The sequence below is a fragment of the Bacillus sp. 005/A4HT-01/001 genome, from assembly GCF_004634445.1.
Lineage (GTDB): Bacteria > Bacillota > Bacilli > Bacillales > Bacillaceae > Bacillus > Bacillus altitudinis.
Window position 1 is genome coordinate 888,802 of record NZ_SEIZ01000001.1, and the last position, 14,766, is coordinate 903,567.

Annotated in this window: 12 protein-coding genes; 4 read left to right on the forward strand and 8 right to left on the reverse strand. The window is 42.9% G+C overall.

Going from position 1 to position 14,766, the window contains the following annotated elements; genetic code table 11:
* Positions 1 to 25: 25 nt before the first annotated feature.
* The 3 genes from ES896_RS04720 to ES896_RS04730 form a co-directional block, all read right to left on the reverse strand.
* Entirely contained in the window at positions 26 to 1,297 is a 1,272-nt protein-coding gene (locus ES896_RS04720; protein WP_135226481.1) for an MFS transporter, read from the reverse strand.
* A 193-nt stretch (positions 1,298 to 1,490) separates the two neighbouring features.
* Positions 1,491 to 2,588: a saccharopine dehydrogenase family protein gene (locus ES896_RS04725; protein ID WP_135226482.1), complete on the reverse strand. Its 1,098-nt coding sequence runs from the start codon at positions 2,586 to 2,588 to the stop codon at positions 1,491 to 1,493.
* Entirely contained in the window at positions 2,585 to 3,292 is a 708-nt protein-coding gene (locus tag ES896_RS04730) for a class I SAM-dependent methyltransferase (protein ID WP_135226483.1), read from the reverse strand. The genes ES896_RS04725 and ES896_RS04730 overlap by 4 nt, the downstream gene beginning before the upstream one ends.
* Positions 3,293 to 3,417: 125 nt before the next feature.
* Between ES896_RS04730 and ES896_RS04735 the strand changes: the two genes are divergently transcribed.
* Positions 3,418 to 4,425 carry a helix-turn-helix transcriptional regulator gene (locus ES896_RS04735; RefSeq protein ID WP_135226484.1) on the forward strand — a complete coding sequence of 336 codons (1,008 nt, stop codon included), beginning with the start codon at positions 3,418 to 3,420 and terminating at the stop codon, positions 4,423 to 4,425.
* Positions 4,426 to 4,460: 35 nt separating this feature from the next.
* On the opposite strand, the gene yidA is transcribed toward ES896_RS04735, so the two are convergent.
* Complete coding sequence (gene yidA / locus ES896_RS04740; protein ID WP_135226485.1) at positions 4,461 to 5,273, reverse strand: sugar-phosphatase; 813 nt, start codon at positions 5,271 to 5,273, stop codon at positions 4,461 to 4,463.
* 311 nt (positions 5,274 to 5,584) lie between these two features.
* On the opposite strand from yidA, the gene ES896_RS04745 reads away from it, so the two are divergent.
* Both ES896_RS04745 and ES896_RS04750 read left to right on the forward strand, forming a co-directional pair.
* Positions 5,585 to 5,944: a MerR family transcriptional regulator gene (locus ES896_RS04745; RefSeq protein ID WP_007498034.1), complete on the forward strand. Its 360-nt coding sequence runs from the start codon at positions 5,585 to 5,587 to the stop codon at positions 5,942 to 5,944.
* Between the two features lie 144 nt (positions 5,945 to 6,088).
* Positions 6,089 to 7,072: a Gfo/Idh/MocA family protein gene (locus tag ES896_RS04750; protein ID WP_125589265.1), complete on the forward strand. Its 984-nt coding sequence runs from the start codon at positions 6,089 to 6,091 to the stop codon at positions 7,070 to 7,072.
* 40 nt (positions 7,073 to 7,112) lie between these two features.
* Here the strand turns inward: ES896_RS04750 and ES896_RS04755 are convergent, their stop codons facing one another.
* Positions 7,113 to 8,627 (reverse strand): methyl-accepting chemotaxis protein, encoded by a 1,515-nt coding sequence (locus ES896_RS04755; RefSeq protein ID WP_008347318.1) that lies wholly within the window; start codon positions 8,625 to 8,627, stop codon positions 7,113 to 7,115.
* A gap of 318 nt (positions 8,628 to 8,945) precedes the next feature.
* Here ES896_RS04755 and ES896_RS04760 point away from each other — a divergent pair, with 318 nt between their 5' ends.
* Positions 8,946 to 10,283, forward strand: a complete 1,338-nt coding sequence (locus tag ES896_RS04760) for an amino acid permease (RefSeq protein WP_007498042.1) — start codon at positions 8,946 to 8,948, stop codon at positions 10,281 to 10,283.
* A gap of 203 nt (positions 10,284 to 10,486) precedes the next feature.
* Here the strand turns inward: ES896_RS04760 and ES896_RS04765 are convergent, their stop codons facing one another.
* The 3 genes from ES896_RS04765 to gntK all read right to left on the reverse strand — a co-directional run bounded on the left by ES896_RS04765 (position 10,487) and on the right by gntK (position 14,594).
* Complete coding sequence (locus ES896_RS04765) at positions 10,487 to 11,587, reverse strand: DNA alkylation repair protein (RefSeq protein WP_057078854.1); 1,101 nt, start codon at positions 11,585 to 11,587, stop codon at positions 10,487 to 10,489.
* Between the two features lie 109 nt (positions 11,588 to 11,696).
* On the reverse strand, positions 11,697 to 13,025 hold the full coding sequence (locus tag ES896_RS04770) for a GntP family permease (RefSeq protein WP_048002495.1): 1,329 nt from the start codon (positions 13,023 to 13,025) through the stop codon (positions 11,697 to 11,699).
* Positions 13,026 to 13,049: 24 nt separating this feature from the next.
* The gene (gntK, locus tag ES896_RS04775) at positions 13,050 to 14,594 is read right to left on the reverse strand and encodes a gluconokinase (protein ID WP_057078852.1); all 1,545 of its coding nucleotides are present in this window, start codon (positions 14,592 to 14,594) and stop codon (positions 13,050 to 13,052) included.
* Positions 14,595 to 14,766: the final 172 nt, after the last annotated feature.

Below are 14,766 nucleotides of genomic sequence, written 5' to 3' on the forward strand. Positions count from 1 at the left end.
TGTGATGGATCAGCACGGAGCTGCATTATGTTTTACTTTTAAAAGACCAAACGATGACAGGGATGAGAATTAATGATAAAATTCCTCCGCTTAAAGATAATGTAGCATAACTCGTGTTCGCCACGACCATTCCTGAAAGGGCACCGCCAGAAGCACCTGCTAACGCAACAAAAACATCGAGTGTTCCTTGGGTTTTTGCCCGGGTTGATGGTTCTGTAGCATCCACTATTTGAGCAGTACCACTAATTAAACCAAAGTTCCATCCCAATCCTAGTAAAGACAAAGCAATAATTAATAGAATCATTGAATCACTTGGTGCGAATGCTGCTAATAAACCAGCAAGTAACAGTGTGATGCCCGACGCTATGCTCATAGCTGTTCGTCCTAGTTTATCTACAAGTACACCCGTGATAGGTGAAGGAAGATACATGGCCCCTATGTGAAAACCAATCACAATGCCCACTTCGGCTAATCCATGACCATGATGCTGCATATGCACCGGTGTCATGGTCATGAGTGCCACCATGACAATTTGAGTTAAGATCATCACTGTGGCACCTACTGTAAGCCCTTTTTTATCTGTTTTTTTATCAGCAGCATCTGCTTTATTTCCATGACCATGTTCTGCTTTGTAAGTTGCTATTCTTCGGGCAATGTCTAATGGATCAGGACGCAGCAGAATAAAAAGAACAAGACCAGCTACAATAAATGCTGCTGCTGATAAAATAAAAGGACCGGCAAGTGCTGGAACACCAATGGAAACTGCAAATTTACCCATCACTTCAACTAAATTCGGACCTGCTACTGCTCCAAATGTTGTCATGACCATTGTTGTACTAATGGCAGTTGCACGCTGTTTAGAATTCGCTAAGTCCGTCCCAGCATAACGCGCTTGTAAGTTCGTGGATGTTCCTGCTCCGTAAATGAAGAGCGATGCAAATAATAAAATGACACTATTCATCATAGCTGCCAGCACAACGCCAATTGCTCCGAGCCCTCCAGCAACAAAACCTGTCGATAAACCGATGCGTCGTCCATAACGTTGCGAAAGCTTTCCTACAATGAAAGCTGACCCAGCTGACCCCAAAGTAAATAAAGCGATTGGGACTCCTGCATAGGCTTCAGTTCCAAGCATTTGTTGCGCTAAAATGGCACCTACCGTAATTCCTGCAGCTATTCCAGCCCCTCCAAATATTTGCGATAGACTGACAACGAACAATACTCGTCTATATAAATTTTTCAATTTTTGGGGTGAATCTATATAATTCTTCACTACATCTTGTTCTGTATCTAACACTTGTAAACACCCACTTGAGATTTATTTGCCCAATGTAACCATTATATCAGCTCCGACTACAATCCTTGATTAAATCTCTTCCACCTCTCGGCCATTTACATGGCGAGCAAGCTATTGTTTTCGGATCATGAATAAAGCGCCCACATGACTGACCTGTACTTTTGAGCTGATGCGTATCTTTTGTCGTTTTCTTTTATGCCGTTAAAGGGCTGGCTCTCAATGCTAATGCGTGCTTTTCGTTCGTTTTTTGATCCACCAACGCAAAATCACCATTCTCATACGCTAATGAAAATAATTCTTCGATATGAAAGACACCTGCCTGAAACTGCCTGCTCAATACATGCAGTGCCGCAGCACTTGCGACTTGAGCCGTTGCTTGAGACTCATCGCGACCTTTTATTCCAAGCGCTGCTTGATGAATTTCGTTACCCTTCATTCCTACCGCTTCCACTTTCACTGCATATTGATCTGTACCCATTTGAGCAGATTGAATCAGTGAAACGGCTCGTTCCTTGATTTTCGGCATCGTGAGAAGGGACGTCATTCCGAGTTTCCTTGTGAGAGCAAATGCACGTGTCGCTATGCCAGAATCAAAACAGAGCCTTGTTGTCACAGAAGGCACATGGAGCGTCGAAGGCAATGTTTGCTGGTCAGAGAAAGGAAACTGATAGGCTTGCCGCTTTCCAAGCGTTTTGCCAAAATCAATGCGTTTCCCTCCAGTAAAACTTTTGACTTTCTTTCGTTGATGATTCTTCGTCAGCTCATAATCCGTATGCACATGATCAAGCGTCCATTCAATAGCTGCTTTTCCATGCTGGTCACCTAACCCAAGCATGATACTAATATCAATTTGCTCCACAGAGGTCAGAATAGATGCCGCCTTCGCTGCAAGCAAATTGGTGAGACCAGGTGCAAGACCTACGCTCAGCACAGCCGTTGCGTTCAATTGCTGCTGATGGACCTTTGCTAGCTTCTCAATATAGGCTCCTTTTGCCGAGATATCTAGATAATCAATGCCTGATCGTAAGCATGTTTCAGCAAATGACGTGTCATCTTGATCAAGACACATGATCACGAGTTTCGTTTCATCCATCCAGTCCGTATCCACTGGTTGTCTTACGTCTATCTGAAATGGACGTACACGCCCATTCGTTTGGCGTGAAAATTGTTCAGCCTTCTCATAACTTCGGCCAGCCGCAAAGACTTGCCCTGGATACACGTCACTTAATTGAAGACATATTTGCTGCCCCACATGTCCATAGCCGCCTATCACTATCACTTTTGACCTCATTTTCCAACCGCCTTTCTATTGCCTCTTTTACAAACAATCCCTTTGATCATGCCAGCTTGAAAATAAGGTCTGATGTCTTGAAATCCTGCTTCGGTTAATTGTGCTGTCATCTTTTCTTCAGACACGGGATATGTTGTGACACCCAGCCTTTCTCGGAAGGACGTAAACACTTCCTTTCCCAAGCCTTGACGCTTCATGAATAGAGAAAGCATATGAAGCTCCTGCTGAAATGCAGGCGTTTCTGGGTCTCCTTGAATAAACGCCAGTACGAGCGGTGCCCCTGGCTGAAGCCGGCGGGCGATCTCCTGTAAAAAGGGCAGCTGATCTTTTACAAAATGAATGACAAGCAAACTTACTGCTGCATCGTACGACTTTTCAACCGGCACTTTGTCTAAGGCCATCTCATACCATGTGACGCGATCTTGCATATGAAGCTGTGCCACTCTGCGCTTGGCCATATCAAGCATGGTTGGAGATGGATCAACCCCTATGATATGCCAGTCTTTATTTCTTTGAAGCATGTTGATGATCTCTTCGCCCCCACCTGCTCCGACTGTTAACATGCGAGAAGCCGCTCCCATTAATTCGATTTCTACTCTATCCACTGTCAGCTCATGCAAAAGATGATAGCCCGGTACTTTATGTGCAATTGTCGCCGCATAGGATTCAGCAACAGGATCATGCCAATGTTGATTTACACTCATATGTCTTCTCCTCCAGTTTCCGCTTTGCTTCGTTTCCTTTACACTAACGGTATGTTATCTTCATTGTAAGAAGATAGATGAGAAAAAACGATCCCTAAAAGTGGGGATATTGAGGAGGAGATCAAATGAACAATCCAGCCGCTCATTTTCAGCAGCTGAGAAAAAGCATTCGAGATGAACTTGCTGCTATCTGTGATTTTGATGCTGCCTGTATCACAACCATTGATCCAGCTACTCTCCTCTCGACGGGTTCTTTTACAGATGAGCCGATTGAAGCCATACATAACGAGCTGTTTCAAAATGAATATTTAAAAAAAGATGTGCACCAGCATGAAGATCTAGCGAAAGGTCCTGTCCACGCTGCCAGTCTCGTCCAAAGTGGAGAATACACCAATAGTGGTCGATACCAGCACATTTTGTTACCTAACGGATGGGCAGATGAATTGCGGGCAGCCCTTGTGATTCAAGGTGAATGCTGGGGAATTGCCAGCCTTTATCGGAAAAAGGAGAAGGAACCTTTTCATGAACAAGATATACAAGCGGTTAGTCGCCAAACACCAGCACTAGCTGCCAAGCTGAGAGATGAACTTTTTAAAAGAAGAGAAACGGAAGAAGATGAAACGGCGGAACACCAAGGCTTCCTCATTCTTTCACACGATTACCATCTTCTTTATGGAAATGAAACCGGACTTCATTGGCTTCACACCTTCCAAACCTTTGAACAAATTCATGACGGTGCCGTCATGCCCCGTCCGTTTAGAGCATTAGGTGCTAAGCTTTTATATGGCGGCGGTGACCAAACAGCGGTCAACATCACCAGAATGCCGACAGGGCGTTTTCTCTCTCTTCAAGCATTTCGTTTAGCACAAGCAGCCGGGCACGAAGAGGCTGTCATGATTCATATTAAACGAGCTCAAACAAGTGACATTCTTCCTTATATAGCGAAAACATACCGGCTGACAGAAAGAGAAATGAACGTCCTAGACTGCTTAATAAAAGGACAATCCACAAAAGAAATTGCCAGTACGTTATTTATCTCGCCTCATACGGTGCATGATCATGTAAAGGCGATGCTCGAAAAAACAAATTTGAACAGCAGACGTATGCTTGTTTACTTTTTCTCACACATATAAAAAAGCGGCTACCTCATTGGTAGACCGCTCTTTCTTTATTTTCCGATGACTCGCTCATGCAAGATATGTGCGACTCCTGCTTCGTTATTGGATTTTGTCACAACATCCGCAACTGCTTTGACATCATCAATGGCATTTCCCATCGCAACGCCACAACCTGCAAATTCCAGCATCGACACGTCGTTCCCATTGTCACCAATCGCCATCACTTCTTCACGAGAAATTCCCAGTTCATGCGCTAGAAGCTTCACGGCATTCCCTTTGCTCACATCAGGATGAAGAATTTCTAGGAAGAAATCTGTGCTTTTTACCATCATGTACTGATCCTTCACTTCAGATGGAATGGCTTGTATCGTCTTTCCCAAACGTTCTGGCTGATCAATATACATCATCTTCGGAAGTCTCATGGATGGGTCTGCCTCTTCGACAGGTAAATACTTAAGCGGCAATTTCGTTAAGTACGATTCAAGTACCGTGTATTCACTAATATCCCGATTTGGTGTGTATAGATGAGCTGAATCGAAATAATGCATAGGTGTATCCAGCTGACGGCTCAGTTCATATAAAGAAGTCAAATCATCATAGGATAAAGTTAATTCTGATACGACTTCATTTGTATGGCTGTTTTGTACAAGCGCTCCATTATAGGCGATGACATAATCCCCCTCTTGATCAAGCTGCAGCTCTTTTAAATAGCGATGCACCCCGCCAATCGGCCGGCCTGTACATAAAACAATTTTAACGCCTTCTGCCTTCGCCTGTTGAATGGCTTCAAACACCTCATCCGGCACCATATGCTGATCATTTAATAACGTACCATCCATATCAATTGCGACTAATTTATACATTCACTGCTCCCCTTTTCTCAGCAAAACGTGCTGTCACTATTTTGAGTGATCATCTACATGATCACATGCTGTTCATCATACTATGTACCTATTTTAGCCTATCGTTTTTTTCTCACACTGTCTACTTGTTCATATCTGTAACAAAAAATCACTTCATCCTCATCTATTATAACCTATTCTATGAAATCCGCTGTGAATAGGACAGACCTGTCATTTTAACAGTATGAAAAGGAACAAATGTTCATCGGAGAATATTTTGAAACTAGCAAATCTAATTGTATGATGGATAGCAAAGAAAGGAGGTGCAGGGAATGATTACATTTACGAGAGGAAAATTGTCAAAAATGTCTGGTGTACATATTGAAACCATTCGTTTTTATGAAAATGAGGGTGTGCTCCCCGAGCCTAAGAGAGCACATAACGGCTATCGTTTATATGATAAAAAATATGTACTCATGCTATCCTTTATCACTGAAGCAAGAAAGCTAGATTTCTCACTCAAAGAAATTCGAGAAATTATCACGTCACTATTCGAGAAACAGTCGAAAACAGAAGCGGAACAGCTGCTCGAACAAAAAGTAGAAGATATTCAAAAATCCATTCAAGAGTTAAAAAAGAGGAAGGCGGCCATTCAACTGTTAACGAAACAAACATTAGCTAACATTAGTTAATTGTAAGGGCTGCCAAAGATGTGCCGGTATTTTTTACTGGCACCCCTCTGCGACTAGCTGTTAAGTACACGTTGTATGAAAACATCAGGTATACTAGAGACAGCTTGACGTGACATCAATCGTATGGAAGGGGTTATGAATAGAATGAGAATAGCAACCATTGGAACAGGTGTGATTGTGGAAGGTTTCCTCCAGGCAATTGAACAGCTTGAAGGTGCTTCTTGCCACGCTGTCTATTCAAGAAAGGAAGCCACGGCAAAGAAACTCGCAGATCAATTTGGGGTGCAAACGACTTATACGGATTTAACCGCTATGTTCGAAGATCCCCACATAGAAGCGGTATATATCGCATCACCCAATCGTTTACATAGCGAGCATGCCACGGCTGCTTTGAAACACGGAAAACATGTGATTTGCGAAAAGCCTTTTACCTCTAATGTGAAAGAGCTAGAAGCCTTAATCGCTCTCGCAAAGGAAAAGCAGCTCTTCCTATTTGAAGCCATTACAACCGTTCATATGCCCAACTATCATTTAATCAAAAAACACCTTCATCAATTAGGCAGAATCAAACTCGTTCAATGCAACTACAGTCAATATTCAAGTAAATATAATCAGCTGCTCGCCGGGGAAACGCCGAATGTCTTTAACCCAGAGTTTTCTGGCGGTGCCCTCATGGATATTAACATTTACAATGTTCATTTCATTATGAATCTATTTGGTTCACCGAAAGACGTTCGTTACCAGGCCAACCGCCATCCAAACGGCATCGACACATCTGGTGTATTAACTTTTACTTACAATGATTTCATCGCCACAAGTGTTGGCAGCAAAGATACAAGCAGTATGAATTTCGCTTTGATTCAAGGGGAAAAAGGGTTCCTGCATGTGAAAAATGGTGCGAATGGCTGTGAGGAAGTGTTGCTGCATATAGGAGACCAAGTCACTTCACTCAATGCACAAACCAATTCAAACCGCCTGTTTTATGAAGCGGAAGCATTTCAGCATATCATTGAAACAGGAAATGTCGAAAAGTGTTATGAATGGCTTGATGACAGTCTTTCTGTCATGAAGGTTCTTGAAGCCGCTAGGAAAGACGCCGGTATTGTTTTCCCAGCAGATCATGCTTAAATAAAAAACCGCCTTCTGATGAAAAGGCGGTTTTTTGACATTAGATACTCTTTGAATATGCCACCAGACGCTGAGACATATGATTCACTTCATCAACTGAAGCGTTCACTTGCTCTGTTAAAGCAGCCTGTGTTTGCGTAAGAGCTGTCATATTGGAGATATTTTCAAGAATTTGATCGATTTGTGTTTTCATTTCAGTTAAACTAGATTCGATATTTTCTGTCGCATTGGCACTATGAAGCGCTAGCTTACGCACTTCATCGGCAACGACTGAGAAACCGCGTCCCTGCTCGCCTGCTCTTGCTGCTTCAATCGCGGCATTCAAACCAAGCAGATTCGTTTGGTTTGCCACTTCTTTGATTAAGTCTGAAATGTTCTTCGTCTCATCTGCACTGTTTTTCGCCAGATTAGCAGCAGACGTTGACTGCTCTTGAGCGACAGCAAGCTCTTGTGCTTGGTTTGTCACAGAACTGATGCCAGATACCATTTCACTAATAGAACTTGAAAGCTGCTCTACTTGAGAAGCCATTTCATTCGCTGTTTTTTCTTTATTTTTTTCTAACGTAATATCACGAATCGTTCCTGCGACACGTAAAGGGACACCCTTCTCATCACGAATGGTTTCACCGCCCGCATGATACCAGCGATACTCGCCATTTTTACTCTGCAATCTATAATCAATGTCAAATGGTGTGCGGCCAGAATGGTCATTTAAGTGATCCGCAAAGGCTTGGAGAGCCGACTCTTTATCTTCAGGATGCAAACGATCACTCCAGCTGCTCAACACGTTCGGGAAATCCTTTTCATCTGTAAAACCAAGCGTTTTTCTAAACTGCGGAGACCACCAGAATTCATTGTTTGGATTGACAGGATCGCCAGCCTCTACAACCATATCCCAAGGAGCTTCCACAAGCGCACGGTTGATCAAGTCATATCTTGTCACGAATGCTTGCAGCTCTTCTTCTTTCAATTTCTGATCATGAATATCAAAAAGAGCCCCTGCCACACGAAGAGGTACCCCATTTCGATCTCGAATCGTCGTTCCAGTTGCTTTGAACCAGCGATACTCGCCATTTTTCAACTTCAGACGATACTCGATATCATACGGTGTACGGCCAGAATGATCCAATAAATGCGTAGAGAATGCATTCAAGGTGTATTCCTGCTCATCTGGATGAATTCGAGATGCCCAGCTGTCTAAGACATTAGGAAAATCGTTTTCATTTTGAAAACCTAGCATTCTGCGGAAATCATCTGTCCATGTGAATTCGTTTTTTGGATTCACAGGATCTCCTGCTACAACCGTCATATCCCATAGACCCACTTTAATCGCTTTTGTCACTAAATTCATACGCATATGAATATCTTCTTGCGCTTCTTGCATCTTTTGCAACGCTTCATTTATTTGAGCCACTGCTTCTATTGTTTGACTAGAAGAGAATGCAGCAGTATCAATTCTGGCTGAAAAATCTCCCTTCTCAATTCGTTCAACTAATTGACTGCTTTCACTAAGAAGGGCCCCCGACGATGAATCACTTGCTTTTCTCATAAACATCTTCAATAACTCCTTTCATTCTTCCATACTTTTTTGAAATATTTTACAGTTATAAATAATTCTTTATTAGGACTTTAGTAATACAAAAGATATATCGACAAAAACTGAAAATTGTTTATGTCAGAATGAAGGCAAATGTTCATTTTTTCACGAAGTTTCAGATTTTGGGGATGGGTCATGGAAAGGATTTATGGAAGAAAACGGCTCATTTGATAGAATCAACCGCCTATTTTGTCTGAAAAATCTCTTTTTTTATATTGACACTGACCGCTCGAAAAAAGAAAATGGAACATAAGCATTTTAAAAAAGGAGAACGTCATGAGCGCGAATCAGGAACAACACGAATTAAAAAAGCTTTTATCGCCGCGTCATATTCGCATGATTGCGATGGGCGGGGTCATTGGTACAGGAATCTTTAAAGGAAGTGCCGATACAATCGGCTTAGCAGGTCCTGGAGTTATCTTTTCCTATGTATTTGCTGGATTGCTTCTTCTCATTGTCATGGCGGCTTTAGCTGAAATGGCCATCGTCTACCCGGGGAATAACCTTCGCGACCTCATACAGATTGCGCTTGGTCAACGTTTTTCATTTGTTGTCGGATGGGTTTACTGTTTTATGTGGCTCACTGTATGTGTCATTGAAATCATTGCAGCGGGGAGTTTACTTCAATATTGGATGCCAAACGTACCTTTATGGTCTTTATGTTTACTTTGCTCGCTCTTAGTCATCGGAATTAATTTAAATAATGTAAAATACTTTGGTGAAATTGAGTTTTGGTTCGCTGGAATGAAGATTTTCGTTATTATTGTGTTTATTATTCTCGGTGCTGCATTATTATTTGGAATCATTCCGAGTGAACAAAGCACGCCTGTTCTCACCAATTACCAAAACTTTGTCCCGAACGGATGGGGTGCTGTCTTTGCCTCATTATTAGTGGTGATCTTCTCGTATGGAGGCTCTGAATTGATCGGGCTGACCATTACAGAAACAAAGGATGCAGAAAAGGTACTACCTGGTGTTGTCAAAAGTATGATGTGGCGCATCATCTTGTTTTACACACTGCCGATTTTGATTATTTGCGGACTCATTCCTTGGAATCAAATCGATCCGAATAACAGTCCTTTTGTCCAAGTCTTTTCAGCAGCTGGCATGCAGGGTGCCTCTCACTTCATTAATTTCGTCTTAATTACAGCCGTTCTATCTGCCGCCAACTCTGGTATTTACGGCACGACGAGAATGATTCATTCTCTATCTAAATCAGACGGCGGTCCAAAAAAGCTGGCACAGGTCAACAAAAGAGGTGTACCTATTTTAAGTTTATGGGTGACCGTTCTGTTTCTTTTAATCGGAACATTCTTTGCTTACTTGTATCCAGATCAAATTTTCAGCTATATGCTGGCTATCCCTGGTTTTGCGGTTTCTCTTATTTGGATCAGCATCTGTCTGGCACATTTGAAACTGCGTCCAAGATATCCGCAGGAACCGTATTTCAAAGTTTGGTTATTTCCGTATTTCACTTTATTTGCTGGTCTTGTACTCAGTGTCAGTTTTGTTCTGTTCCTATTCAGACCAGAGAACTTACCTAGCTCGATTATCAGCATCGGTTTCTTAGCAGCCGCCATCATTGCTTCATTTTTAATGAAAAAGAAAGCTTAGAAACGCAAGTAAAAACCCGCCTCAGTGGCGGGTATCAATAAAATGAACTTGATTTTAGCCCTTTGTCTTCTTTTCAGCGTGATAGAAAACCTTTGCAGTCTAGGAAGGACGAGTACTGGCGCGGAGCGAATTTGACATTCGTGAGCACCAGCGCGCAGGACTGACACCGAATGCGAGGGTTTGTCTACACGCTGAAACCCGCCTCAGTGGCGGGTTTTTTCATGAGCAGCTGCTGCGACTTCGAAATCAACAGACGCTTTTGGGATGCCGTTGATGATGATGGTTAATGTATGAATGCCCTCATAGTGCTTTCTCGTTGTCATATTTTGAAACGACTGTGACCGGACAAATTCTCTATGCAGCGCCGATCCTGTTTCAAATTCTGTGATTTTAAATACCTTTTGATTGCGTGTACCACGAGCTTTCACGTAATCAACGGCATACTCTACGCGCAGCTTTAATGGCTTATCAACCTGAAGAATAAAATGAAAGGTCAGTTTCTCTCCAATACGAACGGGGTCTTGCGTCACCTTCAAATCCGTTACTTGGATAGACGGATCATCTCCATAGCCAAATAAAGCCATGATATCTGGATCGCCTTTTTTCAATAACGTACGGGATGCATGTTTGACAATCCAGTTTGTATGTTCATTGGTTCCATACCAGCTTTTGACCATTTGCTTCATGAGATCGGGCTGAATTGCAGAAATATCATTTAAATGATTCGCTACACTTTTTTGCACATACTTGGCCGAATCTGACTTCAAATTTTCTAAAATGGGCAGCGTGACAGAAGGGTCCTTTTTCAGCGCAGGGACGGATAATCCCCACGGCAAACGAGGCCTGCATCCTTCACTAGCGAGACGGCGAATATGTTCATTTTGATCCTGTGACCACACAAGCATCTGCGCCAGCATTTTCTCTCGATCTCGAATGAGAAAAGGTCGAACGGCAAATTCAGCAGTGGAAAACGGTGTAAAGAATTCAAGTGCTTTGATCGAGATATCCCAATGGTCAACACCATATGTCTCGACGTAGTCTGGAAATACAAGCGCACTGAGCCCTGTAAAATGCGGTGCTGTCTGACGCAGTACATCGATTGCCTTCTCATAATCCTCAGGCAGACAGGCGTGCATCGATTCAGTTACTCTTCTCATTCGTCCTTTCAACTCGAGCTGCTCCCAATCCTCTTGAAACACAAGCTGCTGAAAGTGATCAGCATCAAATACAGTTGACGCTTGCGCAAGTTTTTCTGCTAAATGTTGAATAAATGGTTTATTATATACATGTTTTAAAGGTTCGATCGTGTCCGCCTCCCATAGCTCAATATCATTATTTTATCCTAAATTGTCAAAAGCGGCATAACAACAAACCAAAAACAGCCCAATCCCGAAGAATTGAGCTGTTGTACCGTTATATAAACATATTAATGATCATAATAAATGCAATGGCGCTAACGGAAATGATGGTCTCCATAGCCGTCCATGTCAAAAACGTCTCTTTGATGGTCATACCAAAATACTCTTTGATCAGCCAAAAACCAGAGTCATTGACATGAGACAAAATCAGTGAACCCGCTCCTGTTGCTAAAACAAGCAGCTCTCTGCTCACATCCGGCATGGATGCAGCGATTGGGGCTACAATTCCGGCCGCTGTCATCATGGATACTGTAGCAGATCCTGTTGCCACACGAATAACCGCAGCAATCAACCAGCTAAGTAAAATCGGTGAGATTGGGGAGTGTTTGGCTAAATCAGCAATATAATCCCCAACACCTGAATCGATCAGTACATTATTGAACGCTCCGCCTGCTCCAATCACAAGCAGAATGGAAGCGATCGGTCCCAAACATTCATTACTAAATGACAGCACTCGGTCACGGCTCATCCCTTGTATAAAGCCAAGGCTAAAGAAAGAATACACTGTTGCAATCAATAAAGCTGTTATGGGATCTCCAATGTACTTGAACATCTGATACCACATACTATCCTCTGGCAAAATAATATCCGCCAACGTGGCAAGCAGCATAAGAATGACCGGCACCAAAATGGTAAACATCGTATTCGCAAAACCAGGAAGCTTCCGATCAGCATGTCGTTCCGTGAATTGCTTTCTGAGCATCTCTGGAACTGGTTTATGTATTCGTTTTCCAATCCACTTACCATACAACGGTCCAGCAATAATAGCTGTTGGCAAACCGACGATGATTGAAAAGAAAATCGTTTTCCCCACGTTGGCATGATAGATGCCTACTGCTGCCATTGCAGCTGGATGAGGCGGGACTAGCCCATGCACAACAGACAAGCCTGCGATTAATGAAATCCCAATCGTCACGAGCGAAATGCCCGTTTCAATCGCAATGGTAAAGAGTAAGGGAATGAGAAGAACAAATCCGACCTGGAAAAAGACAGGTATCCCCACGATAAAGGCTACAAACATCATCGCCCAATGCACATTCTTCGTCCCAAAACGACTGATGAGTGTTTGAGCGATCCGCTCAGCGCCCCCTGACTCAGCCATCATTTTCCCAAGCATGGTCCCAAGCGCTAGCACAATCGCCAGTAACGATAACGTGTTCCCTAATCCCGTTTTAATCGATTGAATGATTTCCTGTAAATCCATTCCTGTAGCAAAACCTACTAGCATAGAGGTAATAATCAAACTCACAAACGGATTCAACTTAGCGACTGTAATGAGAATGAGTAAAAGGACAATCGCCGCAATCACAATGAATAAAAGCATGTTCTCCCACCTTTTCCCCGATGTTTAACGATTTTGTTTTAATTGCAACGCACTAATGACATCAAATTCATCCTTCAGTTTGTCATAGAGACGCTCATATAAATAAAATAGCTCTATGTATGTTTCGTTGTTCTCCATATTTGGTTCATGGCGAGCAGAAATACGAATCCATTCCTGTACTTCTTCTATCTCTTCCATATGACCTAAACTATGAAGTGCAAGGACAGCCGCCCCAAGTGCGGAAGCCTCGTAGCTTTCTGGAACGAGCACTTCTCTGCCCATCGTATCCGCCAAAATCTGCCTCCATAGCGGGGATCTCGCAAATCCACCAGAAGCCCGGACATCCTTCGCTGGACCTGTTAAATCTCTTAGTGCCACACCGATCGAGAAAACACTCATAATGACGCCTTCTAACACGGCTCTAATAAAGTGCTCGCGCTTATGCTGAAGACCAATCCCGAAGAACGTGCCTCTTGCGTTTGGATTCCAATAAGGTGCACGCTCACCTGTTAAAAATGGTAGAAACAGCAGTCCTTCTGAGCCAGCTGGAACCTTCTCTGCAATATCAATCATCAGATCGTAAGGGTCTACACCTAGACGCTTCGCTACCTCCACCTCTGACGACCCAAATTCATCCTTCAGCCATCTCAGCATAATCCCGCCGTTATTGGTCGGTCCTCCGACTACCCAGTGCTTGTCCGTCAATGCATAGCAAAATGTTCTTGATTGCTCATCTGTAATCGGCTGATCTACGACTGTACGTACTGCACCACTTGTCCCAATCGTGACTGCTACCTCACCTTTGCCAATCGCACCTACACCAAGATTCGCTAGGACACCGTCATTCGCACCCACAACAAATGGTGTATCTTCTTCAATGCCCATTCGCAGCGCAATTTCTGGCTGAAGCCCACGCAGCTGATGCGTCGTTGGAACAAGTTCAGACAGCTGATTCACCTGAATTCCTGCAATACGTAGGGCCTCCTCGTCCCATTGAAGCGTTTCCAATCGGAACAGTCCTGTTGCTGATGCAATTGAATAATCGACCACATACTGACCGAAGAAATGATAAAGAACATACTCTTTGATGGAAATGAATTTTGCTGCCTGATTGAAGACGTCAGGTGTCACTTCCTTGATCCATCGTATTTTTGAAAGCGGTGACATTGGATGGATCGGTGTTCCGGTTCTTTTATAAATTTGAAAGCCATCTAAGTCCGTTATGATTCGTTTCGCTTGTTCTGCACTTCTGTTATCAGCCCAAATGATACTGTTTGTTAATGCTTTTCCATTCTCATCCATGACGATTAAGGAATGCATCGCCGTACTAATTCCCACACCTATGAGGTTTTTTGCATCAAATGCTGCTTTCGTCAAGGCGCCTCTTACACTCGCAATCACAGCATCTAAAATATGTTCAGGGTTCTGCTCAACCCATGCTGGCTGGGGGTGAATGAGGTCATAAGGAACAGAATGTTTTGATATGACTTTCCCCTGTGGTCCAAATAGAACCGCCTTTGTACTTGTTGTTCCAATATCCAAACCAATTACCGCCTGGTTTCCCTTCATCTGTATCACGCCCAATCATTGATTTGAAATAAAGTGTCGTGGTGCCGGTGTACCTGATAAATCCCATTATAGGAATATTTTTTTCGACATTCAACGATCAAAAAGAAAATAATTTTCATTTAAAACCTTAGAATCGTTACCACAACAGCATTTTTCACTAATAGAAAAATTT